This window comes from Sphingobium fuliginis (assembly GCF_015074805.1).
GTDB lineage: Bacteria > Pseudomonadota > Alphaproteobacteria > Sphingomonadales > Sphingomonadaceae > Sphingobium > Sphingobium fuliginis.
On the sequence record NZ_CP060035.1, the window covers coordinates 859,729 to 885,562 of the forward strand.

The window sequence follows — 25,834 nt, forward strand, 5'->3', positions numbered from 1 at the left end:
GGCAACCCAGCTCGGTTCTTCCCACCCCCATGGACGCGGGAGACCCACGATGAGTATCTTCCGTAACGATACACTCGGCTCCTGGACGCGAGGCGGTCAGGCGATCGTCCACAATGTCCGGATGACGACCCAGGTCTTCTTCCAGACCGTCATTGCGGGGCTGATCCTCTGGGTGATGGGCACCATCTGGTATGCGCTCGAAATGTCGACCGACTATGAGCGCTTCATCCTGCGCAAGCTGGTCGAGGCGAGTTTCAAGGTCGATGCCGCCGCTGGCACGAACGATCCGGTGCTGTTCAAGACGCCGGCGGGGCACCAATATTGGACGTCGGCCGACTGGTTGCTCGCGTCCAAACTTGCCAAGCAGACCCTGCACAAGGTCGAGATCGACCTGATCCACGGCGCGCTGATCGCGGGCGCGTTTGCCCTGCTCGCGCTGTTCTTCGCCTGGTTCACCTTCACCCGGACGGGCAGGGGTCTCGGCTCGAACGAGTATCTGCGCGGTGCCCGGTTCGGCACGATCCGACAGGTCAAGCGTCTGCTCCGCGCCCAGCGCAAGGGGAGCTTCTCGATCGGCGGCGTCCCCATTCCCGACGCCTATGAGCCCGAGCATGTGCTCCTGTGCGGCGCGCCGGGGACGGGCAAGACTAACCTCATCGTTAAGATGCTCGAGGGCATCCGTAAGGAAGGCAAGCGGGCGATCGTCTATGATACCGCCGGCACCTTCGTCGAGAAATTCTACCGCCCGGGCAAGGACGTTCTCCTCAATCCGCTCGACAAGCGCACCAGCCGCTGGTCGCCCTGGGGCGACGTCCCGCGCGACTATCATTACGACCAGATCGCGGAGTCGACGATCCCCGACAAGGCGGGGGATCCTTTCTGGGCCAAGGCCGCGCGCGGCACTCTGGTCGCGGTCATGCGCAAGCTCGCGCACCAGAAGGAGATGCTGGTCTCGATCCTGCTCGACCGGCTGCTCCGCTCCAAACTGAAGGACCTCGCCGCCTTCGCCGCGGGTACCGATGCGGCCGCCTTCATCAGCCTCGAAGGCGAGCGGACGTCTGCCGGCATTCAGGCCGAACTCGCCTCCGTGATGCGCAGCTTCTCCTATCTCGACGACACCCGCAAAGGACTGTCGATCCGCGACTGGGTCGCGAATGAAAAGGGGGATGGCTGGCTGTTCATCACGGTCAAAGCCGACCAGCTGCCGTCGCTTCGACCCCTGATCACGGTATGGCTCGACATCGCCATTTCGGCGATCATGAGCCTCACACCCGATCGCCGCCGGCGCCTTTACTGCGTTATCGACGAGTTGCCGACGCTCCAGAAATTGCCGTCGCTTTCCGACTTCCTGGCGCGCGCCCGCAAATATGGCGGGTGCGGTATCCTCGGCTTCCAATCCTATCCACAGCTGGAGGCGACGTACGGGATCCAGGATGCCGCCGCGATCACCGGCTATTGTTCAACCTGGGTGGCGCTCCGCGCGAACGACACCCCCACCGCCAAGCATGTGTCGGAAAATCTCGGGCAGGTCGAACAGGTCGAGGCGAACGAGGGCATGTCCTACGGCGTCAACGACATGCGCGACGGCGTGAATCTGTCGCGCATGCAGGTGACCCGGCCGCTGGTGATGCATACTGAGGTCACCAATCTACCCAACCTGTCAGGGTTTTTGCGGTTCGGCCGCAATCTTCCGGTGGTGCACTTCCAGGACAAGTTCAACACGGTCGCGACCATCGCCGACGCCTTTGTCGAACGCGACACGCCGCCGGTGCGGGACCGCGACGGCGCGGCGCTGATCGCCGCCATCCAGGTCGAAGCCCAATCTACTGAAGCGCCACCGCCGCCCCGACGCAAGAAAGCGTCCCGACCGGTATCGCCACCGCCAGCGCCGCCGCCGCCCGACCTGTTCGATGCCGGCGACAGCGCCGAGCCGCGGAGCGGAGAGGCTGCCGAACCCAAGCCCGTCGATCCGTCGAGCGGTCCTGTCGCGCCTGGTCCGGCCTTCACGCTCGCCCCGCAGCGCGGACGGATCCGGATCGAGCTTGATGTCTATGACCGAGAGAATGGACCGGCCCGTCCGGCGCGACCGGCATGATCCATCCTCGCCGCCTGAAAGGCACGCCAGCCAATATTTCCCGCTATTATACCGTGGGCGATTATTACACCAAAGGGAGCGACGAACATTCGGAATGGGGTGGTCGGATAGCCGATGAATTGGGGCTATCCGGTCCAGTCGACCCCCAGATTTTTCAGGAGCTGCTGGCCGGAAGGATCGGCGACCAGCAACTCGGGCGCCACCGCGCAAATGGTGAGATCGAGCATCATCCCGGCTGGGACTTCGCGGTCAACGCGCCCAAATCGGTGTCGATCATGGCGTTGGTGATGGGCGACGAGCGCATCATCGCGGCGCACGAGAAGGCGGTAGGGACTGCACTCGACTATCTCGAGGAACATGCGTCGCTGCGCCGGCGCGATAACGGCCAGATCGTTCATGAGACGACCGGCCGCCTGGTCTTTGCCCGCTTCACCGAGCATGCCAGCCGCGAGCTCGATCCGCATCTCCATACCCATGTCGTCGTGATGAACATCACCAACCGCGAGGACGGCTCATCCTGGGCCAGCCTCGAGACACGCGCGATGTTCTCCGAGCAGATGGTCGCTGGACAGGTCTATCGGAACGACCTCGCCCATGGGCTTCGACAGATCGGCTACGAAGTGGAATTCGATCCAAGGCGGGGCCTGTTCGAGATCGTCGGCGTCCCCAAGGACTTCATCAGGGACGCCTCACAGCGCGCCGAACAGATCGATGCCCATGCCAGGGAGCATGGGCTGACCGGCCAGGCCGCGCGCCGCCAGTCCTTCTACCAGACGCGCGGTCCCAAGGTGAAAGCGACACTCGAAGAATTGCGTGGCCAATGGACTGCGCGCGCGAAGCCCTATGAGGCGGACCTCGCCAAACTCACCGCGCTCGTGGAGGAGCGGGGGCCATCGACCATCGAAGTCGATCGGCGCACGGCGGGGCGCGCGAGCCTGTTCGGCCTGCGGCAGGCAGAAACCCGCGAAGCCGTGAACAACCTCGGGCGTATGTACAGGTTGGCGCTTGCCAGCCATGTCGGGGAGGTGCGACTTGCCGATGTTCGGCCGTTGCTTGCCGAGCATGAGTCGAAGCGCAAGCTCCTCGCGACGCGAGAACAGACCGGCGATCAGGTCCTGACCCGAGGTCGGACCAGTCGCCGCAGCGCGCGCCAGGAAATGGCGCTTTCGCAGCACCTCGCGCTGGCCCTGGACGATGCCCGGCCGATCGCATCCGCCGATCGCCTGCTGATAGCGCTGGAGACGGCAGGGCTCACCCCTCATCAGGAGCAGGCTCTCGTTCAATCGGCCTTGTCGCGCGACCGCGTCACCGGGATTCACGGCGTCGGCGGCGCCGGCAAATCGACGCTGATGAATACGCTTAGAGAGGCAGCGGAGCCCGGTACGATCCTCGTCGCGCTGGCCCCCACATCGTCGGCGGCCGCGACCACGGGCCAGATCGCAGGCGTCGAATCCAGGACGGTGGAAAGCCTTCTCACAAGCGGTGGCCGCGGCATCACCGACCGCCATGTCCTTCTTCTCGACGAGGCCGGCCAGCTCGGAACGCGGCAGGCTATTCGTATCCTCGAAATCAGCCGAATGACCGGGGCGAGGCTGATATTGCTCGGCGATGACAAGCAGACCGGCGCGATCGAGCAGGGAAAGCCCTTCTGGCTGATGCAGCGGTTCGGCCTCGCCACTGCGCAGCTCACCGAGTCCATGCGTCAGCAAACGAAGAGCATGAAAGCCGCCGTCACCCATGCGCGGGCGGCGGAATATGCGGCCTCGCTCTCGCAGCTCGACAAGGTCGTGAGCGGGGAGGGAGCCGAGGCCTTGGCCAAGGGCTTGGTCGCGGAATGGACCCGGCTCAAGCCGGAGAACCGCGCCACGACCAACATCCTGGTGCTCGACAACGCCACCCGGCTGATCGTCAACACCAAGATTCGCGAAACCCTGAAATCGGAAAGCGCGATCGCGGCCGAAGATGCACGGCTCCAGGTCCTGACGCCGAGCGGCATGTCCGACCAGGAGAAACATTATGCCCGCTTTTATTCAGGCGGCCAGGTCGTGACCTTCACGCGGGATCAGCTCGGCGCGGGGATCGCGCGCGACGTCCAATATCGTGTTGTCGGTATCGGACGCGCCGAGAACGGGCGGCAGGTCGTGCGACTGGTCGACGAAAACGGCCGGATGATCCGCTGGGATCCGCGGCAGAGTCAGGTCAAGCAGATCAACGTGTTCAACGCGGAGAATCGCGACCTCGCGGAAGGCGATCGCATCCAATGGCGTCTGGTGAACAATGCGCTCGATCTAAAGAATGCCGAGCGTGGCACGGTCGAAAAGATGGATGGAACCGTTGCCACGATCCGTTGGGACCGAGGCGAGCGCGTGCAGCAGATCGACCTGTCCGAGCACAAGCACTGGGACCACGGATACGCAGAGACGGTATATTCCGCGCAGTCCAAGACCTACGCCCGGGTGTATGTGCTGGCGCCGGTCAATTCCGGACTCGTGAACGGCCAGAATTATTACACGGCGATCACCCGCGCCCGCTTCGGCGTGAAGCTCTGGACCGAGGATGAGAAGCGCCTCGCCGAGAAGCTCGAAACCCATTCCGGCGAAAAGACATCCGCGCTGGAAGGGCTGGGAAGGCTGGACCGGGATAATCGCGAAAGTCTCGCGGCGCGCCATGAAGACCCAATAGAGCGAGCGCGCGCGGACCAGGATCGGGAGCGTTCCGAGCGGCGCGACATGATCCTTGGTCAGCAACTCGACCAGCGCGGCAATGCGCCACGGGGACTGCCAGAGCGGATCGCCGAAAATGCGCACGGGATCGCCAACGTCCTCGACCGCTTCCTGCAATCCGTCGTCGATCGCGCGGATGCCCGACCCGACCCCACACCCGCCCATGTAAATGACACCCGTGACGCCGATCCCGGCCACGGCCCCGAACATTGATCACGGAGCCTCTTTCGATGAACCACGCCAGTTCTGCATTCTCCGCCCGACGCCGCCTCAAACCCGTTCTGCGCATCGGCTGCCTTGCCGTGGTGTTCGCGGCATCCACCGCGGCTTCACCCTCGGCGGGGATGGCGAGACCTTCGGAAGGCGACATCTCAAACTGCATTGCACGTGCCGCTGGTGGGAAGGATTGGCTCGAGAAAACTCTGTGGGGACTGCGCGACCAAGAAGGTGGATGGATCGGCGCGGAGGTCGCCAATGCCAACGGATCGCATGACCTGGGGCTCCTTCAGATCAACAGTTGGTGGGTGCCAAAGATCGCAGCGGTGCTGCGGCGGCCCGAGCCGGAGGTTCGCACCTGGCTCAAGTCCGATGCCTGCTTCAATGCCGACGTTGCCCGCTGGATCTTCCTGTCGGCCTTGCGGTCTACCGGTGACTATTGGGCCGCGATCGGGGTCTATCACAGCCCCACAGCGTGGCGCCAAAGACGCTATGCACTGAGCGTCGCAGACCACCTCACGCGGCGTTTTGGTCCTGCGATTTTCTCCGAAGGGCCTGTTAAGCTTGGCGGTCCTTCGGGCGCGACGACCCCGCAATCGCCCGCCTCGCCCACCAACCAGGTCAAGCGGGAGCGAGTGCTCGGGTTCGGTGTGGTGGCGCGCTCCGTATCGTCAGAGGCGCAGGACTAAGCGGCGCGGTGGCAGCAGGCTTGTCGCTCTATCCGCTCCTCGATAGATCAGCAGGGGAACAACCAGGAGTGAATCATGAACAACAGCGACCTCGCCGACCATCTTTCCAGCGCCACCGGCTCAAGCAAGGCCGACGCCAAGAAGATCGTCGACACTGTCTTCGCGGCGATTGCGGACGCTGCGGCAAAGGGCGAGGAGATTTCGCTCAATGGGTTCGGGAAGTTCAAAGTGAAGGCGAGCCCGGAGCGCGAAGGTCGCAATCCCTCGACCGGCGCGACCATAACAATCGCGGCGTCGAAGAAGCTCTCATTCACGCCCGCTAAAGCGGTGAAGGACAAGTTGAACGGTTGAACGGATCCTTGGTCTCCGAGCGCGTCCCTCAAGAATCGCGCCTGGCCTCCAAGATGGAGCCAGCCGTCGTTTTTCCTCGCGCGGAGGCCGGTCTCGGAGATTTCCGCACCAACGTTCAGCAGTGACGGGTTCAAGTTCCTTGTGTCTCAACCGCCAGCTGGCACTGCTTCGCGATGGCGCGCGCCCAAAGGAAGACGGCAAAGATTCTCGCTTTTACTGGGACAGCATTGCGACATCATCCAACACCAGCAAGGTCGCAACCTGACTGTTGGGCAGACCGAACGGTTGTTCGATCAAGGTGAAACGATCTGCGGCGTATGTGTCGAACCAGGCGGAAGCCTTGACCCGCTTTGGTTGTTTTGGCTCGATGCCATTCTTGAATAGCAATGGGAAAGCTGCGCTCTCGGGCTGCAGATCGGCCCGCGGAAACCATCGGTCCGGTACGACAGGAGGTCGCCTAAACCATTTTCGCCCATCCTGCCCATGGCAAACGAGAAGTGCGGGAAACCGGTTGGTGCTCAATGCGCGGATGGCGGTTGCGGTGATGCTGGCATCGAACAGGGTAGCCAGCTCACGGATTCCCGTCAGGGTTATCCGATCCAGATCACTGACCAGCGGTCGGAAAATATAACCTGGAAGGAGCAAGTCTGCTGCATAGGCATCGGCTTGCAATTCCGGGTTCGACCCCCGTTCGCGGCGATCGTCGCTCGTCGGCTTGTCAATGTCAGTGCTCCGACAGATCAGGCACTGCCCCCGGTGGTGGTGCCAATGCCCCAGTTCATGGGCAACCGAGAACCGCTTCCGTCGATCGGTCGCCCGTGTGTCCACGGTGATGATGGCCCTGTCGGCGTGCCCCACGATTCGCGCTTCGCAGGATTTCAGGGGACGATATTTGACTTTGGCGCCCAAGTATCGCGCCACTACCTCGACGTCGATCTCCGATGGCTCGGTTACGCCAAGTTCCTGGAGTGTGGTTTCGGCTGCCGAAACACGACCGATCACTCGTTGTCTCTTGCTTCGGAGTCCTGTTCCAGTTCGGCCAGATCCTCCAGAAGGCCATTCAGATCATCATCGTCGACTGCGTTCCCGCTGCGCGCCGCCATCGTCACCGGCGACGCTGCAGCACTTCCTATAGCCCTCAACTTGACCTTCATACGCTCGCTATCAAATTGTACGACGCGCGATGTCGATCGCTCTTTGTCGATTTCCTCCCGTAGCGCCTTAAGACGCGATTTCCGCGCGAGTAACTCCGCCCGCTCGATGTCGCGCCGTAGCGCTTCGCCATCGGCGGCCGTGGCGTCGCCCTCAGCGGCCAGGATCTCTTCAATCATGAAGTCGTCAAGGATCGACAATCGCATCGACTTGTTATCGCCCACGCTCATCATCCCATCCTTTCGGGAAATTCGTTTAACAAACGTCGCTTCAGTCGCTTGCGCGCCGCAGCCAGGCCCTTCACATCCACCCCAAGCAGCGCTTCGAGATCCTCGCCGATCATGTTGTCGGCCAAACCCTCGACCAGCAATTGGAGTTGCTCGTCATCCGCGATGATCCGATCGATTTTCGCGAGAGTCTGACCGTCATCCACGCGCGATGCCACCAAATGCTCGGGGGACGGAGCGTTGTCGGCGAGATCATGCCCGTTCTCGCTGTCCAGCACGACGAGAACCGGCCGTGCGCCCGCCTTTCTCGCTTCGCTTTCGGCGGATACCAGGCTCCGCATCACCCCCGCCAGGAATCGGACAAAATCGGCTCCACGTCGGCATTGTCGGCTACCACTGAGAACGCGGACGATCGCTTCCTGACGCAGATCCTCGGCTGGAACCTCGCAACGGTTCGCGAACCATTTCGAAATCTGGACAAGCTTGTTCGCCTCGTCGTCTGAAAGGCTATTGAGACGGACGCGCGCCTCTTCAACGGACAGGAGGTGGTCATCCTCATCAGCACCGACCATGTCCACCGTTTCATGCACGCCGCTATCCCCTCGCCCTTATAAGCGATGATCCCGCGGAATTCGGACGCGACCCGCGTCCGAATGGCCGATCCCGCCCGCTTATGTTGATGAATGACGATTTGGCTGCGGCTTGCAACCCTGGAAGCATCGCTCGTCAAGTTGAAAGGAGCTTAACATGGCGAACGATTGGAAGCACGACCGCGCGTCAGACCATATCGCGAAGAAGATTGCCGACGTCGAGACGGTCACTATCGTTGAATACAAGCGCGAGACCTCGTTGGAGAATATCCCGACGAACAAGGCGTACCGGGTCGATGGCGTACATCTCTACGCCGACATCCTCAATCTGAATGATATGCTCAATGTCACCACGCAAGAAGGTGAGAGCTGCCATCGTCGTACGCTGCGCTTTCTCAATCTGCACTTTCGGGCGGTTCGGCGCATCATCGCCTCCTGCGAGGCGCGTCGCGTGGACTTCCACAATCAGCGTCTCCACGCGCTGGTCACGAAACCTTACGGAATCGAGGAGAGCGACGAGGCCATGCGCGTCCATCGCGCGGTGGCCATGGGCCAGTTGATCATCGACGTGCTGGACGAGACCGGCGACGATGACGAACAGATTCCCGCGGCCAAGGTGCGGATCGGAATCGACACCGGCGAGGCGCTTGCTGTCAATAACGGCCGCAGCGGCGGACGCGAACCGCTTTTCCTCGGGCGGCCGGCGAACCATGCAGCGAAGATGTCCGGAGGTGGCAGCGCCAAAGGGATTTATCTCACCAACGAGGCACGCGCGGCGATCGGACTGGCGGAGGCGGATAAGCCAGCCGGTTCCGCGCTGACGGCTGCGGAGATCGCTATCTCGCAGGAAGAGGCCGACCTCGACGCTGACAAGGACCAGATCGTCAAGGAGTGGCGCGACGACCTCGAAAAGAACCCGATCGCCTCATTTGTCTTCTCCCGGCACACTCCGCCCTTGCGCACGTTGGACATTGGTGCGCTCACGCCCGCCAATTCACGGCGCATGGAGGCGGTATCGGTCTATGCCGACATAGACGGGTTCACTGCCTATGTGGCCGACCATATCGAGGATAATCCCGAGAATGTCGTGAGGGTCCTCCACGTCGTGCGCGCGGAACTGGACCGTGTGCTGAGTCGGGATTTCGATGGTCGCCGCATCCGCTTCGTGGGCGATTGCCTGCACGGACTCCTGATGGAGGGCACCTCCCAGACCACTGACGACGCTGCAAGCGTGACAACCGCAACGCTCTGCGCTGGAGCGTTGCGCTCGAGCTTCGAGTTGTCGCTGGAAAAGCTGGAGGAAGAAGGCATCGACGTTACCAACTTGGGCTTGGCCATCGGCTTCGAGTTCGGCCCGATGACCGTAACCCGGCTCGGCATGCAAGGAGATCGCGTCCGCTGTTCGGTCAGCCGCGGCGTGGTTGCTTCGGAGGAGGAGCAAAGGCGGTGCGACGGTGACGAGACGGCGATCGGCAAAGCGGCCTATGATGCCGGCACTAAGGCCGTGCAGAACCTCTTTGGTGCTGCCCGCAAGCTTGCCAACCTTGATTATAACGAAGCGGTCGAGGCGTTGGCCGAGGATGAGGATGCCTCCGCCCGAGCCGTGCAAAAGGCGGCCTACGCCACCGCAGCGCCGGCAATCGCCAGGGCAGCAGAAGTGACCGTCAAACCATATGCCAGCGGTCGTGAAGGTTGATAGTATCCAGCTTCTGGCAGAAATTGCCGATGATTTTGGGGCAGCTGTCTTGCAGCGGCTGCCCCACCGGCTTGATGTGACGATCCCGGTGCCGATGCCGGACGGCAGGAGTCTGATTTACAACATCACGGCGGAGCTCACGGGGGGCACTATATCAGCGCGCGAATCCGCACCGATTCGGCTGCCGGCCTTCTGCCCGGATCGTCACATTAACGAGAACTCGACCTTTTGCCTTGGCTGGGCCAGGGTTGATCCTCTCGAGGTGATCAGCCAGGACAGCGCATGGAGCTGGTGGGCGCGTCTGCTGAAATTCCTCCGCCTGCAGGAGCGCGCCGGGCGCCTCGGTCGCTGGCCCGACCATCGAGCATGGGCGCATGGCGATGCCGCCGTCCATCAGCTGCGCGCCGAAAAGGCAGCCGACCGATTAGGACCTGCCTATGTCGAGCACCTGGCTCGAAACCGGCTCTCGGTGACGCGACGGGGGAGCGGCGCACATGGGCCTGGCCTTCGGATAATGGCCGACGGAACATGGCTCTATTCGATCTGGGAAAAAGCCGCGCGTGCGGTCAACCTGCGGCGGCGGTGCATTTGCGAGGCGGGCACCGGGCATCAGCCTAAAGTCCTGAGCAGCTGCGGGGATCATGCTGAGGCAGCCGTGGAGCTGGCATTGGCGGTACGCGACCGCGAGCGCGAGGAGCAGCGCTTCTGGGCGGATTTTGAAGGAAAGCCGTGCTGCGGCACCATGAAGGACTGCCCGCTGCGGCGTGGCGCCAAAGAGCATAAAAAAGAGGGCGGGAAATGATCGAGCGGTTCGAAGGTGATTCGGGAAGGCGCATTCTCGTCGACGAACTGAGCCGACAGAAGATGCTGGCCGGCATACCTGAGCTCGCGGCGCAGGTGGCGGACGCTGGCGAGCTGTGTGAGTTCGCCGCCGACGAGGTCATCATCCAGCAAGGTGACCACTCGAACGATGTATTCCTCATCCTTTCGGGGGTTTGCGACGTTGTGGTCAACGGGCGCCGGATCGGTAAACGCTCCGCTGGAGATCATGTCGGCGAGATGGCTGCGATCCAGCCGACACAGGCACGATCCGCGAGCGTCATCGCTGAGGACGTCGTGGTGGCAATGAAATTGTCCGAGCCGGTTTTCTCCGCTCTCGGGTGCCAGTTTCCGCAGATCTATCTCTCCATAGCGAAGGAACTGTCGAGGCGATTGTTGCAGCGCAATTCGAATATCGGCGCATATCGCGAGAGGGTGCGGGTCTTCATCATTTCGTCGGTCGAGGCTCTCCCGATCGCGCGCATCATCGAGACGGCATTCGAGCATGATGCGTTTTTCGTCGAGCTGTGGACGGCCGGCTGTTTCAAGGTGGCGAACTATACGATCGACGACCTGGAGGCGGCCGTCGATAACGCCGACTTTGCCATCGCCATCGCGCACGCGGACGATTTCGTCGAGAGCCGCGACGAAATGTGGCCGGCACCACGGGACAATGTCATTTTCGAGCTTGGATTGTTTATGGGGCGCCTCGGTCGGACGCGGGCAATTCTGATGGAACCGAGGGGGAAGGATGTGAAGCTGCCAAGTGACCTTGCTGGCATCACAACCATACCATATCGGTTCGAGAAGGGCGGACAGAACGCGGCGCTGATGGGACCAGCTTGCAACAAGTTGCGCGATCATATCGTCGCCCTGGGACCGATGAACGGCTGATTCACACGGTCGGAAGGGTCGTTTGGGGGCAACGGTGGCGACGGACGAAGCATTCTTGAAGGGGCGTGTCGACACGCTTTTCGGCACCAATTTTGAACAGCGGGAGGGGCGCGTCGTCCCTACCACAGCTGATGTGGCGCTTAAGGATGGTGCCGTTAAGATCGAGGCGGCCTTTCTCTACGCCGATCTTGCGGGCTCGGCGAAGCTCTCGAAAACATGCCCGTGGACGACGACCGCTAAGATCATTCGTGCATTTTTGGATTGCGCCACGCGACTCATCATTAAGCATGGCGGTCATGTGAGAAGCTTTGACGGCGACCGCGTAATGGGCGTCTTCATGGGCGATTCGAAGAACAGTTCGGCAGCGAATTGCGGCCGCGAAATTCATTGGGCTGTTCGGAAGATTATACAGCCGGCTGCATTCAAGCAGTTCAAATCGATTAGCGACAACGGTATCGAAATCCGAAATTGCTCGGGGATCGATGTCGGAGAGGTTCGGGCGGTCCGCTCCGGAATAAGGGACAATAACGATCTGATCTGGATCGGAAAGGCAGCCAGTTTCTCCGCCAAACTTTCAGACGTGAGAGACGAAGGATATAGCACCTACATCTCCAGCCGAGTTTATAAGCAGCTTAATCAGACGGCGAAGTGTGATGGTAACGGTAAGAGCCTATGGTTATCAGCGAGTTTTGTCTTCGCGGGAGAGGGCGAGATGGTATATAAATCCAATCACTGGAAAAAGCCTTAGTGAACGGGCAAAATTAACTACCAGATTTTCTGGTAACGAAACCATCCGGTTTTGGCCGATCCAGAAAGAAACAACCGTCAGAGATTAAAGGCAGTCCCAATTTTGACCTACCGTGGCGCGACATCACATTTCGCCACTCCTTACTGATCATCAAGTGGAAATCGTTGCCAGATAAACGGAGCGGTCGTGGGGCCAGCGCGTGTGCAGGAACCGTTGAAAAACCGTGGCATGCACGGTAAGATGTCCTCGCTTCAGGACATTCCGGTCGAGCTCCATCTATTGGAGCAGCGACGTGATCACGATAGGCGTGCGCATAGGTAGCGCCTTGCTTGGGCGTCCCAGGCGCCATCAACGCCCCCTCAACGACAATCGTGTCTCCCGGCGATGAGGCGTGCCCGATCAGCGAGCACAAGATATGGGGCCGCTATTGATCCCCCCACCGAGTCGCGAGTGCCCACCGGTCGGTCCGACCCGCCTTCGCAACTCAGCGCGCAGGCGACAGGTCATGTACCCATTAAAATTGCGGGTGAAATACCAGCAGGGAACATTTCACAAAGGGATTCACGGGAACCTCGCATTGCGAGACGCGATAAATTCTCACGCGAACTTATTGCGGACGCCGGTGCGATCTTTTCAAGAAGGCTCGGCCGGCCAGTTTCTCATGATGAGGCGAGAGCGCTGCTAGGCGACCTCACCGACTATTATGAGCTGGCAGTCGTCCGACATCGGACCATTCTCCATCGACAACCGTCAAAGGCAGACGGTGACGACAATAGTACCGAATGACACCGGGAGGGAGTGTTGATTGCGCCGAGTGCTCCACTTGACGTGCCAGCACTGTTGCGGAATGAATGGTGAACAAAATGGAATGACAGCCCGGAAACAATGTACGCGGTTCGCAATCGGAGGGGAGGCGTACCGCGATTGAGAGCAGAGAAGGAAGTGTGGAACAATGGCGAAACCCCGAGCGAAGCTGAGACGGACGGTGGCACGTGCGTCGGTCCGCCACGCATTGAAGAAAGCGGTTCTCTACGCTCGCGTCTCAACGTCGGAGCAGGAGCGCGAGGGATTCTCGATCCCTGCCCAGCTCAAGCTTCTCCGAGATTACGCTGCGATCAACGACATCGATATCGTAGCCGAACATGTCGATGTAGAAACGGCACGGAAGGCTGGCCGCACCGAATTTGAGGCGATGCTGGCTTATCTACGACGTCATCCGTCTGTCCGAATGATATTGGTCGAAAAGACTGATCGGCTGTACCGCAACCTCAAGGACTGGGTGACGCTCGACGAGTTGGATATCGAGATCCACCTCGCCAAAGAGGGCGTCGTTCTTTCCAACGATTCCAAGTCGTCCGAGAAGTTCATGCACGGCATCAAGGTGCTGATGGCCAAGAACTATATCGACAATCTGTCGGAGGAAGCACGCAAGGGCATGACGGAAAAGGCCGCGCAGGGTTATTGGCCCACCCTCGCTCCACTCGGTTACCGTAACATCCGCAACGATGCTGGGCGGAAGGTAATCGAGGTCGATCCCGAGATCGCACCGATCATTGCTCGTCTATTCGAGCTCTGCGGAACCGGCAATTTCTCGATCAACGAGCTGGCTGCTAAGGCGCGCGATCTTGGTTTGCGGTATCGCCGGAGCGGCAAGCTTGTCAGCAGCACGAGCACGCTTTTCTATATCCTCAGAAATCGGCTCTACACCGGCTCCTATGAGTGGGACGGCAAGCTCTACCAAGGTTTGCACGATCCGATCATTTCGCTGGAGGTCTGGGAACTAGCTCAAGAGGTCATCGATGGCCGTAGCGCATCCAACGTCCGCGCGAGCCCCAAAGATTTCGTCTACACTGGCTTGATGACCTGCGGCCATTGCGGCTGTGCGATGGTCGCGGAGATCAAGAAGCAGAGATACATCTATTATCATTGCACCGGCTTTAAGGGAAAATGCCCCGAGCGTTACGTTCGCCAGGAGGCGCTTGACGTTCATTTCGAACAGATGCTTTCGCGGCTTCGCCTCGACGACGAGATTTTCGGTCTCGTACAGCGAGCGCTCCGCGAGAGCCATGGCGACGAGAGCCGCGAGCGAGAGGAAACCAGGGCACGCCTGATCGGCGAGGCAGACAAGCTCCAGGAGCGTCTCGACACCATCTACCTTGATAAGGTCGATGGACGTATCACCAAGGAATTCCACGATCGTATCGCCGCCACATGGCGGGAGGAGAGGGCACGCGCGATCCGAGGCATCGAGCACCTAAATAATGCCGATGAGGCCTATGTTGACGATGGCGTGGCGCTGCTCGATGTAGTCAGAAACGCCCACAAAGGCTTCGCGGAGATGGCCCCGGAACACCGGCGTCGAGCTCTAAATTTGGTACTTTCGAACTGCACATGGGCCAATGGTCGGTTGACCGTAGAGTTCAGACAGCCCTTTGAAATACTTGAAGAATTGTCGCGAGCCGCATTCACTCTCAACACACCAAACCAACCCCAAAATCAGGGTTTTGACAGTTTGGTGACCCCTACGGGAATCGAACCCGTGTTTCAGCCGTGAGAGGGCCGCGTCCTGACCGCTAGACGAAGGGGCCACAGGCCGCGCTGGGCGGCAAGTAGGGAGCCGCCTTTAGGAGGGCGCGTTGGCGTCGTCAAGGGAAACCCGCGCCATTTCCTTCAGTCAATAAAAAACCACCCCATGCGATTCGCATGGGGTGGCCAAGGTTCAGGGAGGAGACGCCTCCAAAGGGGGAGGCGCCCATACGACACACCCGAAAGGGGGGCAGGTGCGCCGTATGTTCAGTAAATAGAGAAAGCCGCGCGGAGTTTCAAGTGGCACCGCGCAACCTTTTTCCTTAAATATCTGTCATGAATGCTTAATTTGGTTGGGCATCCGCTGTCTGGGGCGCTGCCGGGACGGCGATCGGGCCCTTGCCCTGCGAAACCTGCGCCTCGAACAGTTCCCGCATGAGCTGCAGCGAGAAGAGATGCGCGTAAATGAGCGGCAGCATGCCGTTCTGGCTGATCTTGCGAAGCTGGTCGCCGCGCATGTCGCGCAGCTTTTCCTCGTTCACCATGCGGAAGCCGCGATAGACGAAGGGTTGGTCATTGCCGGGCACCTGGATGGCGACTTCGCCGTCCATCAGCAGGTCGAGATCCTTCAGATCCTTCATGAACTGGCCGGTACGCGCCGCTGCCTGTTCGAAATCCTCGCAGAATTTGAGCACGCCCTGCGTCAGTTCGCTGGGCTTGCCGTCTTCGAACAGCGGCTGGCCCTCTTCGAACGTACCGAGCGCGTCGCTGGTCGGATCGAAGCAGAGCGAGAGTTCGTCGCTGTCGGGGCGCAACTTCGCCAGCATCCAGGGATAGCGGCGGACATAGGCGGGGACATAGGCCGGGCCACGCAGCTTGCCATCATCGTCGAGGAAGGTGTTGACGCCCTCGTTGAGGCCCATCAGCGCCAGGGGAACGGGCTCGTCCCCGGCGGAGAAGATGATCGGCACGAAGCGCTGGGCGGCGACGAATTCGTCCACGGTCAGCGGAATGGCGTGCTGCGTCGTCAGGAACGGCGCCGAATCGACGGTGCGGCTCCGCCAGGCGGCGTGATCGACGCTGCTCAGCGGAATGAGATCGTTGTAGAAGACGGGAAGGCCGTTCGCGGGCGCGCTTGCCATGATGTGCTAGTCCATTTCCAACAAAAAGCGGCGCATTTTCCCTTGCGCCGCTAGCCTGATACTGGGCCGAGGGGGATAAAGCCCTTGGACGCGGGAGGCAATCGCTTTGTCGATGCCCGGTGCTGCGGCCGAGGCTGGCTTCAGCCTTCCTCCGGACGGGGGATCAGCTTGTCCGGATTCATGATGCCCTGCGGATCGAATGCAGCCTTGACCGCGCGCAGGGCGTGGAGGCGCGCGGGGCTGGAGAGGCGGCCGAGTTCGGCGCGCTTCATCTGGCCGATGCCATGTTCGGCGGAGATGGACCCGCCCGCCGCGACCACTGCATCATGGACGAAGCCGTTGATCGCCTGACCCTCCGTCGCGATCCAGGCCGGACCGTCGGTCGTGCCCCTGGGCGCGCGGACATGGAAATGGACGTTGCCGTCCCCCAGATGACCGAAGGAGGAGGCGGTGGTGCCGGGAAAGGCCCTTTCCGCCGCTGCCGCGGCTTCGATCATGAAGGCGGGCATCCGCGCAACCGGCACGCTGATGTCATATTGCAGCGCCGGTCCCTGCGCCCGTTCGGATTCGGAGAGCGATTCGCGGATGCGCCAGAAGGCTTCCGCCTGCGCTTCATTGGCGGCGATGGCGGCGTCGACGGCGAGGCCCTGTTCCAACGCATCGGCCAGCGCGCTCTCCAGCCGATCGGCGGGCGTCGGATCGCGCGGGTCGCCATGGTCGACCTCTACCAGCACATGCCAGGGCGTGCGCGTTGCAATCGGGCAGCGGGTGCCGGGAACATGCGACAGGACATGGCCCAGGCCGTCGTCCGCGATCACTTCGAACCCTTCGACACTGTCGCCCAGATGGGCTTCGCAAAGCCGGAGCAGGGCCAGCGCATCGGCAGGGGAGGAGACGCCGATCCAGCCGACGGCGCGAGCCGCAATGGCGGGCACCAGGCGCAGCGCGGCGGCGGTGACGATTCCCAAAGTCCCTTCGGCGCCGATCAGCAATTGCTTGACGTCATAGCCGCGATTGTCCTTCTTGAGGGCATCCAGGCCATGGAAGATGCCGCCGTCCGGCAGGACAGCCTCAATCCCCTCGACCAGCGCGCGCATCGTGCCGTGGCGCAGCACCTGGGTTCCGCCGGCATTGGTGGAGATGAGCCCGCCGATGGTGGCCGAACCCTTGGCCCCAAGGCTCAGTGGAAAGCGGCGGCCAACGGCGGCGGCGGCATCGTGGAGGTTGGAGAGGATCACCCCCGCTTCGCAGACGGCAAGATTGTCGTGCGGAGACAGGCTGCGGATATGGTTCATCCGGCGGAGCGACAGGATCAGCGCAGAACCGTCCGCCGGGGGCGTGGCGCCGCCCACCATGGAAGTGTTGCCACCCTGCGGCACCAGCGGCACGCCAAGATCGGCGGCAAGGCGGACCGCAGCGGCGACCTGGCCGGTCGATTCCGGCTGAAGAATGGCGGCGGCAGCGCCGTGATAGCGTCCGCGCCAGTCGCTGACCCACGGGGCGATGTCGTCCGCATCGGTCACGACGCGCTTTTCCCCCAGCAGGGCCGTGAATCGGGCGATAACATCTTGTCCTATCATGGGACTGTCCTATGCCTTGGAATTCATCGACGGTTCAACCTTTGGCCCATAGCGTCCGCGTCCCAAAAGGGGTTCGACTTGTTTCATTCCGTCCTGCTGCTGTTGTCCGCGTCAGCCGCCGAGCCCGTGCAATGGGCGCAACTGACGATCGAGCAGCGTGTCATCGTCCGCGTGCCGATGGCAAGGAAGGGGCGTGCGCCCGCGCGTCCCACGCCGGAGGCGCGGAATGACTGGAAGGAGAAGAAGGGGCCGCGCTGCATCGCGCTGCGATCGATTCGGTCGGCAAGCATAGTGATGGACAATGCCATAGATCTGCTGCTGGCTGATAATCACCGCTATCGCGCAAGGCTGGAGCGCGGGTGCAACAGCATGGGTTTCTATTCCGGATTCTATGTCGAGCCCGATGAGGACGGCTCGCTCTGTTCCGGGCGCGACGAATTGCAGGCGCGGAGCGGGGCCAGTTGCGCGATCGACGGTTTCCGCCGGCTGGAGCAGGCCGAACCGGACGATTGACCGCATCATCTTCGCGATTTTCTTGACAAGAGGCCGATATTTCCGCAAGGCGCGCCCGATTTCCCCGCGCGTTTTCGTGCGGTGGAGAGCCTCCTGTCCCGGACATCTGAATGACTTTTGCCGATCTCGGCCTTTCCGACGAATTATTGAAGGCCGTTACCGAGGCCGGATATGACACGCCCACGCCGATTCAGGCGCAGGCGATCCCGCCCGTGCTGATGATGAAGGACATCATCGGCATCGCGCAGACGGGAACGGGCAAGACCGCCAGCTTCGTGCTGCCGATGATCGACATCCTCGCCCATGGCCGCGCACGCGCGCTGATGCCGCGATCGCTGATCCTGGAGCCGACGCGTGAACTCGCTGCCCAGGTGGCCGAGAATTTCGAGAAATACGGGAAGTATCACAAGCTCAACATGGCGCTGCTGATCGGCGGCGTGCAGATGGGCGACCAGCTCAAAGCCCTGGAAAAAGGCGTCGACGTGCTGATCGCGACGCCGGGGCGGCTGATGGACCTGTTCCAGCGGGGCAAGATATTGCTCAACGGCTGCAGCATGCTGGTGATCGACGAAGCCGACCGGATGCTCGACATGGGCTTCATCCCGGACATCGAGGAGATTTGCACCAAGCTGCCCGCCCAGCGGCAGACGCTGCTGTTCTCCGCGACCATGCCGCCGGTGATCAAGAAGCTGGCGGACCGGTTCCTCAGCAATCCCAAGTCGATCGAGGTGGCGCGGCCCGCCACGGCCTCGACCAATATCACCCAGCGTCTGGTGAAGGTCGATTCGCGCAAGAAGCGGGAGGCCCTGCGCGCGATGCTGGATGCCGAGGACGTGCAGAGCGCGGTGATCTTCTGCAACCGCAAGACCACGGTGCGTGAACTCAACAAGAGCCTTCAGCGCCATGGCTTCAAATCGGGCGAGATTCACGGCGACATCGACCAGTCGGCGCGCATCGCGGAACTGGAGCGGTTCCGGGCGGGGACGGTGAACATATTGGTGGCGTCCGACGTTGCGGCGCGCGGGCTGGACATCAAGGGCGTGAGCCATGTGTTCAATTTCGACGCGCCCTGGCATCCCGACGATTATGTCCATCGCATCGGCCGCACGGGCCGGGCAGGGGCGAAGGGCGTAGCCTATACCTTCGTGACGTCGGACGATGCCGAGGCGATCGACAATATCCAGAAGCTGATCAAGCAGAAGATCGAGACCATCGACGCGCCGGTCGCTGCTGCTCCCGCCGAAAAGGCGAAGGAGGAACCGCGCCGCTCGGGCAGGGATCGGAAGGACGACCGCAAGTCTGACAAGCGCCGCGACGACCGCCGCCGTGAAGAACCGCGTGCGGCGCGGCCGGAAGGCAATAGCGCCCGGCCGCGGCGGCCGGAACCGGTGGACGATGGTCCGGACGAAGGCTGGAACGGACCGGTTCCGGAGTTTCTTTCGGTGGGGTTTGGCGCTTAGTTGCCGTTGCGGGCCAGGCGTCGCCTGTTTTCGGCCCTCCTGAGACATCCCTCCCGGCCGCTTCGATGCACGGTCCCTAGATCAGCCCTTTCGCACGCAGGCTGCTGTGCCCCTGTGTCCCTATGATGATATGGTCATGCACGGCGATGTTGAGCCGCTTGCCCGCTTCCGCGATCTGCCGGGTGATTTCTATATCCTGACGGCTGGGTTCCGGCGATCCGCTGGGATGATTGTGCACAAGGATCAACGCTGCCGAGCCAAGGTCGATCGCCCGTCGAATAACCTCCCGGGTATAAATCGCCGCCTGGTCGATCGAACCGTCGCCCATATGCTCGTCGCGGATCAGCATGTTCCGGCTGTTGAGGTGCAGCACCCGCACCCGCTCCACCGTCAGAAAGGCCATGTCGGCGCGCAGATAGTCGAGCAGTGCCTGCCAGCTGGCCAGCACCGGCTTCTCCGCCACCTCGTTGCGTAGCATCCGCAGCATCGTCGCCTGGACGATCTTGATCGCGGCGATGCTGGTGTCGCCCATGCCGGGAACGCGGGCAATCGCCTGCCAGTCAGCCGCCATCAGCCCACCGATGCCATCGAATTCCCGCAGCAGCGCCTTTGCCAGTGGTTTCGTGTCGCGACGGGGTATGGCCAGCGCCAGCAGATATTCGATCAGTTCATGATCATGCAACGCTTCGCCGCCGCTCTCCGCCAGTTTCCGGCGCAGCCGGGCGCGATGCCCGACGCCGTCGTGCGTAGCCTTCAAATCCTGATCCGGCAAAGTCTTACTTGTCCCCCGCATGCGAAGGGGGACGCTATTCATTGCGGATTTATCGGGCAAGGATATTTAGGAGTGATCGGACGTTATGCAGGCGTTACGGACTTGAGCACGCGGGTTTGACCAGAAGCATGGAAGATGAAGACGGCGAAAAGGAGATTCGCCGGGGCTGGCTCCGCTGGCTTGGAGTGGGCACGGGGTCGCTGGCGCTGATCCTTGCCGCGCTATGGACGCAGCGCGCGCCCATCGCAGAAAATTTCATCAGCCGCGAACTCAACCGGCGTGGCGTGCAGGGCAGCTATGATCTGACGGACATAGGCCTTCGCACCCAGCGGATCGAGAATATCGTGCTGGGCGATCCCGCTCGTCCCGATTTGACGGCGCGCTGGGTGGAGGTCGACATCGCTTTCACAGGGCTGACCCCGCAAGTGGCGGCGGTGCGGGCCGGTGGCGTCAGGATGCGGGGGTCGTTGCACAATGGCGTGCTGAAGCTGGGAGAGGTCGACAAATTCCGCGACCCGAAATCCACGGCGCCCTTCAGCCTGCCGGACATTCTGCTGGCGCTCAGCGATGCGCGACTGCGGCTGGACACCGATGCCGGTTCGATCGGCATGCAGATAGAGGGGAAGGGGAATCTGCGATCGGGCTTCCGGGGCAGGCTGGCGGCGGCGATGCCGAATGGAGGCGTCGAGGGATGCGGGCTGGCCGACCTGCGGGCGATGCTGGATGTTGCCATGCAGGACGGACGCCCACATCTCTCCGGCCCGTTGCGCGGCGCAGCGCTGGCCTGTCGCGATGCCGGCATCGCCGTGGCAAAACCGGCTGCGGATGTGGATGTCTGGCTCGGCAAGGCATTGGATCGCTGGACCGGCCGCGTCGACCTGACGGGGGAAGCGCTCAAGTCCGGCGGCATGGTTCTGGCGCGCCCCTCAGGCCGGATCGATTTCGACGGAACGGCTGCCAAGACCGCCGGGCGAGCGCGAATCGGGGCGGTGGCTCTGTCGGCCGGCGCCACATTGGCCGGACTCGCAGACTTTCAGGGCGCCTGGCATGTCGGCAAGGGCGATATGGGTCTTGAGGGGCGGCTGTCCGTTCGGCAGTTGCGGTTCGCCGGCCGCGATCCCCTGGCGGCTGCGCGCGAAGCTACGGCCGGGACGCCCGTTGGGCCGCTGGTCGCACGGCTGGCTGACGCCGCGCGCCGCGCAGGCGCGGACAATGTCCTGCAAACCACCCTGGCCTTCGCTCAGGAAGGGAAGGCGGGCAGTCTGGCCTTGACCGACACCCGCTTTTCGGCGCGCAGCGGTGCGCGGATCGCCATAGCAGGGGAAGGTCGCGTGACCATCGGCTGGCCTGGCAGGGCCGGGCAGGCGATCGACTGGGCGCTCGACGGAGCGATCACGACGGAGGGCGGCGGATTGCCGAGGGCGGCGCTGCGGCTGGGGCGGAGGCCGGGTGGCGGCTTTGGCGGACAATTGTTCCTTGAGCCCTATGCGGCGGGCGATGCCAGGTTAAGCCTGGAGCCGGTGCGGTTCGTTGCGGGGCCGAAGGGCGATACGCGCTTCTCGACGCAGGTGCGGCTCGACGGGCCGCTTCCCGGTGGAAGGCTGCGCGGGCTGGTGGCGCCCGTTGAAGGGCAAATGAACGCCAAGGGTCTATTGGCGATCAACCCGCATTGCGTGTCCATCTCGCTGATCGAGGCGCGCTATGGCAATTTTTCGCTGGGGCGGACCCGGCAGACGCTGTGCCCCGTCGGGCAGGCGCTGTTTGCCGTCGGGCCGGGCGGTGTGAGTGGCGGCGCTGAAATCCGCAAACTCGCATTGGCGGGCAAAAGCGGCGACAGCCCAATGCGCCTTTCCGCCGATAGCGCTCGTTTCGCCCTGGGACAGCAGGGTTTTGCACTTGCCAATCCCGATCTGGCGATCGGTCCGCAGGATTCGCCTGTTCGGTTGAGCGCGGCGACGCTGACCGGCAACGCCACGGCCCAGGGCTTGGGCGGCAGGTTGACGGGGGCAGGCGGCCGGATCGGGTCCGTGCCGCTGATCGTCGAAAATGGCGCGGGCGACTGGAGCTTCGCCGGGGGGGCGCTGAAGCTGGCGGCCGGGATGACGGTGCGCGATGCGCAGGCGCCGGGCCGGTTCGAACCGCTGAATGTTCCCGACTTCGCGCTGACGTTGAAGGATTCGAAGATTGCAGCGACGGGATCGTTGCGGACGCCGCGCAATGATGCGCTGGTCGCCCGGGCAGTCATCGCGCATGACCTGAGCAGTGGGCGAGGCAAGGCGGATCTGGCGGTTCCGGCACTGTCCTTTGGTCCTGGTCTCCAGCCGGAGGATGTGACCCGCCTCGCCCTTGGCGTGGTGGCCAATGTGACGGCGCAGGTCAGCGGGGAAGGGCATATCCGCTGGAACGGGACGCATGTGACCAGCGATGGCCTGTTCCGGACCGACAATGCCAGCCTGGCGGCGGCTTTCGGCCCGGTGGAGGGGTTGTCCGGCGAACTGCGTTTCACCGATCTGCTCGGTCTCGTCAGCGCGCCGGGGCAGGAAGTGCGAATCAGGTCGGTCAATCCGGGTGTAGAGGTTCGCGACGGCCTTGTGCGCTATCGGCTGGAGGCGGGGCAGAAGGTGCGGATCGAAGGTGGCGGCTGGCCCTTTTCCGGCGGGGAGCTGGTCCTGCTGCCGACGACGATGGATTTCAGCGCGGATGTGGACCGTTATCTGACCTTCCGCGTCATCGGTCTGGATGCGGGCGCCTTCATCCAGGCGATGGACCTCAAGAATATTTCCGCCACGGGTACGTTCGACGGCATCATGCCTCTGATCTTCAACGCGCAGGGCGGGCGCGTGGCGGGGGGCGTGCTGACCGCGCGGCAGCAAGGCATGCCGCCGCTGATGATGCCCGAAGGCGTGCTGCCCACCATCCCCTGCGATCCGACGCGCCAGTCGGGGACCCTTTCCTATGTGGGGCCGGTATCGAACGAACAATTGGGCGCGATGGGGCGGCTGGCCTTCGATGCGCTCAAGAATCTCCAGTATAAATGCCTCACCATATTGATGGACGGCGCGCTGGATGGAGAGATGGTGACGAACGTCGTCTTCAACGGCGTCAATCGCGGGCAGATCGGTGGGGCGCCGGCGGGTCTGGCGCGGAATTTCACGGGCCTGCCCTTCATCTTCAACGTGCGGATCGCCGCTCCCTTCCGGGGCCTTCTGGGAACCGCGCAGTCCTTCATCGATCCGTCAACGCTCATACAAAACAGCATAGGCGACCAGATGCAGGAGAAGATGCGGGCCACGATCGGCCAGGAGGGGGTTGCAGTTCAGCCTGCCGAAAGCGAAACTATGCGAAATGGGGAGCAGAAATGAAGAAGCGAACGATCATCGCGGCGGGCTTCGCCGGTCTGGCCTTGGGGGGCTGCATCCAGGTGAAGGCGCCCGACAAGCCGATAGAGATCAACCTCAACGTGAAGGTGCAGCAGGAGGTCGTTGTTCGCCTGCAGCGCGATGCGCAAGATTTGATCCAGAATAACCCGGAGTTGTTTCCGCAATGACACGCAAATTTTTGATGATCGCCGCCTCTGCCGCGGTCGTGCTGGCGACCGGCCTGGCCATGACGTCTCCGGCGCGGGCGCAGTCGGGCGCGGTCGCCGCCGCCATGAGCGCGGGGGCGGTGGGCGAGCAGGCCGACGGCTATCTCGGCATTGCCGGTTCGGTGAGCGACGCGGTGCGGCAGGAAGTCGAATCGATCAACATCAAGCGCAGGGCCGCCTATACCGACCTTGCCGGCAAGCGCGGCGTGACCGTGCAGGATGTGGCGGCGGCGACGGGATGCCAGACGCTCAGCAGCAGGGTGAAGCCCGGGCAGGTCTATCGGATCGGCGCGGGCGCGTGGCAGACCAAGGGCGCGGGCCCCATCGCGCTGCCGGGCTATTGCGCCACGGCGGGGTGATTTACCTCAGGCCGGACTTGCCGGGCTAGTGGACTTTGGACCCAGCTTCGTTCGGACAGGAAATTCTCTGGCCCAACGACGGTTGACACTCCTGAAAGCCCTTTCTAAACGGGCCGCGCCTTGACGGGTGCAGCCGCAAGCGCCATGCCGCCTGACGTTGGCTTTTAAAGCCTTTACGGAAAGGATGGCTGGATGGCGGCGGATGCACCGGGGCAGGACCCGGCGGGGGAAGATGCGCGCATCGCTTCTTTGGAGGAGCGGATCGCGCAGGCCGAACATGCCGAAAAGGTCAGACAGGGGACACAGGTGCAGCAGGCGGACGATGGGTCGCGTCTCGGCAACAGGGTTCTCGCGGAGCTGATCGGCGGTCTTGCTGGCGGTGCCGTGGTTGGTGGGACTCTGGACTACTTTCTGCGGACATCCCCATGGCTCCTGTTGGCATTCCTCGGTCTCGGGATCGTGGCGGCGTTCAGGAACATCATCAGATTGACGACGACGAAGCGTCCCGACCGATAGGGACGCTTTTATCTTAGTCCGAAGGCAAAGACGTTACAGGGGTCCAGCGTGGCAGAATCCGGCAAAATCGATCCGATGCACCAGTTTGCGATCGAACCGCTGTTCGGTACGGATCATCTGTCGATCGGCGGCTTCAACATCGCTTTCACCAACAGCGCGCTCTATATGGTGGCGGCCGCCGTGGTGCTGTGGATATTCGTCGTCGGCGGCATGAAGCGCGAACTGGTTCCCGGCCGCTGGCAGATGGCGGTCGAATATATGACCGGTTTCATCAAGAGCCTGCTGATCGCCAATGTGGGCGAGGGCGGCAAAAAGTACATTCCTTACGTCTTCTCGCTGTTCATGTTCATCCTGCTGGCGAACCTGCTGGGCCTGCTGCCGCTGGGTCTGGTCGGCCTGCATCCCTTCACCTTCACCAGCCATTTCACCGCGACCGGCGTGCTCGCGATCATGAGCTTCTCGATCGTGCTGGCGGTGGGCTTCTACAAGCATGGCCTGCACTTCTTCTCGCTGTTCGTGCCGCACGGCACCCCGGCGCTGATGGTGGTGCCGCTCTTCTTCATCGAACTCGTTTCCTTCATGGTGCGTCCGTTCAGCCTTGGCCTGCGACTGTTCGTCGCGATGACCGCCGGGCACGTGCTTTTGAAGGTGCTCGCAGGTTTCGTCATCAACAGCGCCAATGCCAGCCCTGCGCTTGGCCTGACCGTCGGCGCCGCCAGCTTCATCCTGATGATCGGCATCAGCGCCCTGGAAGTGCTGGTGGCGGTGATCCAGGCCTATGTGTTCGCGCTGCTGACCTCGGTCTACATCAACGATGCCGAGAACCTGCACTGATTTTCCGCCATTACCTCAACGTTCGAATAGAGTTTAGAAAAGGAGTTTATAACATGGACGCAGAAGCCGCAAAGCTGCTCGGTGCTGGCCTGGCCGCCATCGGTGCGGGCATCGCCGCCCTCGGTGTGGGCAACGTCTTCAGCTCGTTCCTCGAAGGCGCGCTGCGCAACCCCGGCGCTGCCGACGGCCAGCAGGGCCGCCTGTTCATCGGCTTCGCCGCCGCGGAACTTCTGGGTCTGCTGGCGTTCGTTATCGCCATGATCCTGGTGTTCGTGGCCTGAACAGCCGCTTTGGGGCGGGCAGGGATGGCCGGTCGGCCGCCATGCCCGTCCTCTGATTGACCGCG

The 25,834-nt window shown here is 62.4% G+C and carries 23 protein-coding genes and 1 tRNA gene; 17 read left to right on the forward strand and 7 right to left on the reverse strand.

The window, feature by feature from the left end:
- Window positions 1–49: 49 nt before the first annotated feature.
- The 4 genes from H5V43_RS04095 to H5V43_RS04110 all read left to right on the forward strand — a co-directional run bounded on the left by H5V43_RS04095 (window position 50) and on the right by H5V43_RS04110 (window position 6,074).
- A complete protein-coding gene (locus H5V43_RS04095) occupies window positions 50–2,095 on the forward strand; it encodes a type IV secretion system DNA-binding domain-containing protein (protein ID WP_193666781.1) in 2,046 nt (681 codons plus the stop codon).
- Window positions 2,092–5,031, forward strand: coding sequence for a MobF family relaxase (gene mobF, locus H5V43_RS04100; RefSeq protein WP_025546477.1), 2,940 nt, complete (start codon window positions 2,092–2,094; stop codon window positions 5,029–5,031). Before H5V43_RS04095 ends, mobF begins: the two co-directional genes overlap by 4 nt.
- A gap of 17 nt (window positions 5,032–5,048) precedes the next feature.
- A complete protein-coding gene (locus H5V43_RS23460; protein ID WP_052816612.1) occupies window positions 5,049–5,723 on the forward strand; it encodes a lytic transglycosylase domain-containing protein in 675 nt (224 codons plus the stop codon).
- Window positions 5,724–5,798: 75 nt separating this feature from the next.
- Window positions 5,799–6,074, forward strand: coding sequence for an HU family DNA-binding protein (locus H5V43_RS04110; protein WP_025546480.1), 276 nt, complete (start codon window positions 5,799–5,801; stop codon window positions 6,072–6,074).
- A gap of 213 nt (window positions 6,075–6,287) precedes the next feature.
- Here the strand turns inward: H5V43_RS04110 and H5V43_RS04115 are convergent, their stop codons facing one another.
- From H5V43_RS04115 to H5V43_RS04125, 3 genes are read right to left on the reverse strand one after another with little or no spacing between them, the layout of a single operon-like run.
- Window positions 6,288–7,076, reverse strand: coding sequence for an ImmA/IrrE family metallo-endopeptidase (locus H5V43_RS04115; protein WP_210769464.1), 789 nt, complete (start codon window positions 7,074–7,076; stop codon window positions 6,288–6,290).
- On the reverse strand, window positions 7,073–7,459 hold the full coding sequence (locus H5V43_RS04120; RefSeq protein WP_025546481.1) for a hypothetical protein: 387 nt from the start codon (window positions 7,457–7,459) through the stop codon (window positions 7,073–7,075). Before H5V43_RS04120 ends, H5V43_RS04115 begins: the two co-directional genes overlap by 4 nt.
- A complete protein-coding gene (locus H5V43_RS04125; RefSeq protein WP_025546483.1) occupies window positions 7,456–8,043 on the reverse strand; it encodes an RNA polymerase sigma factor in 588 nt (195 codons plus the stop codon). The genes H5V43_RS04120 and H5V43_RS04125 overlap by 4 nt, the downstream gene beginning before the upstream one ends.
- Before the next feature lie 157 nt (window positions 8,044–8,200).
- On the opposite strand from H5V43_RS04125, the gene H5V43_RS04130 reads away from it, so the two are divergent.
- The 5 genes from H5V43_RS04130 (at window position 8,201) to H5V43_RS04150 (ending at window position 14,754) form a co-directional block, all read left to right on the forward strand.
- Window positions 8,201–9,739 carry an adenylate/guanylate cyclase domain-containing protein gene (locus tag H5V43_RS04130; protein WP_025546485.1) on the forward strand — a complete coding sequence of 513 codons (1,539 nt, stop codon included), beginning with the start codon at window positions 8,201–8,203 and terminating at the stop codon, window positions 9,737–9,739.
- Window positions 9,729–10,541 carry an E2 domain-associated cysteine-rich protein gene (locus H5V43_RS04135; protein WP_128830632.1) on the forward strand — a complete coding sequence of 271 codons (813 nt, stop codon included), beginning with the start codon at window positions 9,729–9,731 and terminating at the stop codon, window positions 10,539–10,541. Before H5V43_RS04130 ends, H5V43_RS04135 begins: the two co-directional genes overlap by 11 nt.
- A complete protein-coding gene (locus H5V43_RS04140) occupies window positions 10,538–11,452 on the forward strand; it encodes a TIR domain-containing protein (protein WP_025546489.1) in 915 nt (304 codons plus the stop codon). Before H5V43_RS04135 ends, H5V43_RS04140 begins: the two co-directional genes overlap by 4 nt.
- Window positions 11,453–11,486: 34 nt before the next feature.
- A complete protein-coding gene (locus H5V43_RS04145; protein WP_025546491.1) occupies window positions 11,487–12,200 on the forward strand; it encodes an adenylate/guanylate cyclase domain-containing protein in 714 nt (237 codons plus the stop codon).
- Between the two features lie 952 nt (window positions 12,201–13,152).
- On the forward strand, window positions 13,153–14,754 hold the full coding sequence (locus H5V43_RS04150; protein ID WP_128830637.1) for a recombinase family protein: 1,602 nt from the start codon (window positions 13,153–13,155) through the stop codon (window positions 14,752–14,754).
- Here H5V43_RS04150 and H5V43_RS04155 read toward each other — a convergent pair.
- From H5V43_RS04155 to H5V43_RS04165, 3 genes are all read right to left on the reverse strand, one after another.
- Window positions 14,714–14,788, reverse strand: a tRNA-Glu gene (locus tag H5V43_RS04155). The genes H5V43_RS04150 and H5V43_RS04155 overlap by 41 nt on opposite strands.
- 282 nt (window positions 14,789–15,070) lie before the next feature.
- Window positions 15,071–15,868: a SapC family protein gene (locus H5V43_RS04160; protein ID WP_025546494.1), complete on the reverse strand. Its 798-nt coding sequence runs from the start codon at window positions 15,866–15,868 to the stop codon at window positions 15,071–15,073.
- 140 nt (window positions 15,869–16,008) lie between these two features.
- Window positions 16,009–17,448: an FAD-binding oxidoreductase gene (locus H5V43_RS04165; RefSeq protein ID WP_025546495.1), complete on the reverse strand. Its 1,440-nt coding sequence runs from the start codon at window positions 17,446–17,448 to the stop codon at window positions 16,009–16,011.
- Between the two features lie 78 nt (window positions 17,449–17,526).
- On the opposite strand from H5V43_RS04165, the gene H5V43_RS04170 reads away from it, so the two are divergent.
- A complete protein-coding gene (locus H5V43_RS04170; RefSeq protein ID WP_025546496.1) occupies window positions 17,527–17,961 on the forward strand; it encodes a hypothetical protein in 435 nt (144 codons plus the stop codon).
- Window positions 17,962–18,071: 110 nt separating this feature from the next.
- Complete coding sequence (locus H5V43_RS04175) at window positions 18,072–19,421, forward strand: DEAD/DEAH box helicase (RefSeq protein ID WP_025546497.1); 1,350 nt, start codon at window positions 18,072–18,074, stop codon at window positions 19,419–19,421.
- Between the two features lie 76 nt (window positions 19,422–19,497).
- Here the strand turns inward: H5V43_RS04175 and radC are convergent, their stop codons facing one another.
- On the reverse strand, window positions 19,498–20,193 hold the full coding sequence (radC, locus tag H5V43_RS04180) for a RadC family protein (RefSeq protein WP_025546499.1): 696 nt from the start codon (window positions 20,191–20,193) through the stop codon (window positions 19,498–19,500).
- 128 nt (window positions 20,194–20,321) lie between these two features.
- Between radC and H5V43_RS04185 the strand changes: the two genes are divergently transcribed.
- From H5V43_RS04185 to H5V43_RS04210, 6 genes are all read left to right on the forward strand, one after another.
- A complete protein-coding gene (locus H5V43_RS04185; RefSeq protein ID WP_099185838.1) occupies window positions 20,322–23,555 on the forward strand; it encodes an intermembrane phospholipid transport protein YdbH family protein in 3,234 nt (1,077 codons plus the stop codon).
- Window positions 23,552–23,740 carry a YnbE family lipoprotein gene (locus H5V43_RS04190; RefSeq protein WP_007685342.1) on the forward strand — a complete coding sequence of 63 codons (189 nt, stop codon included), beginning with the start codon at window positions 23,552–23,554 and terminating at the stop codon, window positions 23,738–23,740. The genes H5V43_RS04185 and H5V43_RS04190 overlap by 4 nt, the downstream gene beginning before the upstream one ends.
- A complete protein-coding gene (locus tag H5V43_RS04195) occupies window positions 23,737–24,138 on the forward strand; it encodes a YdbL family probable chaperone protein (protein WP_025546504.1) in 402 nt (133 codons plus the stop codon). The genes H5V43_RS04190 and H5V43_RS04195 overlap by 4 nt, the downstream gene beginning before the upstream one ends.
- A 192-nt stretch (window positions 24,139–24,330) precedes the next feature.
- Window positions 24,331–24,654, forward strand: coding sequence for an AtpZ/AtpI family protein (locus tag H5V43_RS04200; protein WP_025546506.1), 324 nt, complete (start codon window positions 24,331–24,333; stop codon window positions 24,652–24,654).
- Window positions 24,655–24,702: 48 nt separating this feature from the next.
- On the forward strand, window positions 24,703–25,488 hold the full coding sequence (locus H5V43_RS04205) for a F0F1 ATP synthase subunit A (RefSeq protein WP_025546508.1): 786 nt from the start codon (window positions 24,703–24,705) through the stop codon (window positions 25,486–25,488).
- A gap of 53 nt (window positions 25,489–25,541) precedes the next feature.
- Window positions 25,542–25,769 carry a F0F1 ATP synthase subunit C gene (locus H5V43_RS04210; protein ID WP_004207392.1) on the forward strand — a complete coding sequence of 76 codons (228 nt, stop codon included), beginning with the start codon at window positions 25,542–25,544 and terminating at the stop codon, window positions 25,767–25,769.
- Window positions 25,770–25,834: the final 65 nt, after the last annotated feature.

Excerpts from the sequence above, each read along its gene's own strand:
- H5V43_RS04095 (WP_193666781.1), top strand. The coding sequence starts at position 50 with ATGAGTATCTTCCGTAACGATACACTCGGCTCCTGGACGCGAGGCGGT.
- mobF (WP_025546477.1), top strand. The coding sequence starts at position 2,092 with ATGATCCATCCTCGCCGCCTGAAAGGCACGCCAGCCAATATTTCCCGC.
- H5V43_RS23460 (WP_052816612.1), top strand. The coding sequence starts at position 5,049 with ATGAACCACGCCAGTTCTGCATTCTCCGCCCGACGCCGCCTCAAACCC.
- H5V43_RS04110 (WP_025546480.1), top strand. The coding sequence starts at position 5,799 with ATGAACAACAGCGACCTCGCCGACCATCTTTCCAGCGCCACCGGCTCA.
- H5V43_RS04120 (WP_025546481.1), bottom strand. The coding sequence starts at position 7,459 with ATGATGAGCGTGGGCGATAACAAGTCGATGCGATTGTCGATCCTTGAC.
- H5V43_RS04130 (WP_025546485.1), top strand. The coding sequence starts at position 8,201 with ATGGCGAACGATTGGAAGCACGACCGCGCGTCAGACCATATCGCGAAG.
- H5V43_RS04140 (WP_025546489.1), top strand. The coding sequence starts at position 10,538 with ATGATCGAGCGGTTCGAAGGTGATTCGGGAAGGCGCATTCTCGTCGAC.
- H5V43_RS04150 (WP_128830637.1), top strand. The coding sequence starts at position 13,153 with ATGGCGAAACCCCGAGCGAAGCTGAGACGGACGGTGGCACGTGCGTCG.
- H5V43_RS04160 (WP_025546494.1), bottom strand. The coding sequence starts at position 15,868 with ATGGCAAGCGCGCCCGCGAACGGCCTTCCCGTCTTCTACAACGATCTC.
- H5V43_RS04165 (WP_025546495.1), bottom strand. The coding sequence starts at position 17,448 with ATGATAGGACAAGATGTTATCGCCCGATTCACGGCCCTGCTGGGGGAA.
- H5V43_RS04175 (WP_025546497.1), top strand. The coding sequence starts at position 18,072 with ATGACTTTTGCCGATCTCGGCCTTTCCGACGAATTATTGAAGGCCGTT.
- H5V43_RS04185 (WP_099185838.1), top strand. The coding sequence starts at position 20,322 with ATGGAAGATGAAGACGGCGAAAAGGAGATTCGCCGGGGCTGGCTCCGC.
- H5V43_RS04190 (WP_007685342.1), top strand. The coding sequence starts at position 23,552 with ATGAAGAAGCGAACGATCATCGCGGCGGGCTTCGCCGGTCTGGCCTTG.
- H5V43_RS04195 (WP_025546504.1), top strand. The coding sequence starts at position 23,737 with ATGACACGCAAATTTTTGATGATCGCCGCCTCTGCCGCGGTCGTGCTG.
- H5V43_RS04200 (WP_025546506.1), top strand. The coding sequence starts at position 24,331 with ATGGCGGCGGATGCACCGGGGCAGGACCCGGCGGGGGAAGATGCGCGC.
- H5V43_RS04210 (WP_004207392.1), top strand. The coding sequence starts at position 25,542 with ATGGACGCAGAAGCCGCAAAGCTGCTCGGTGCTGGCCTGGCCGCCATC.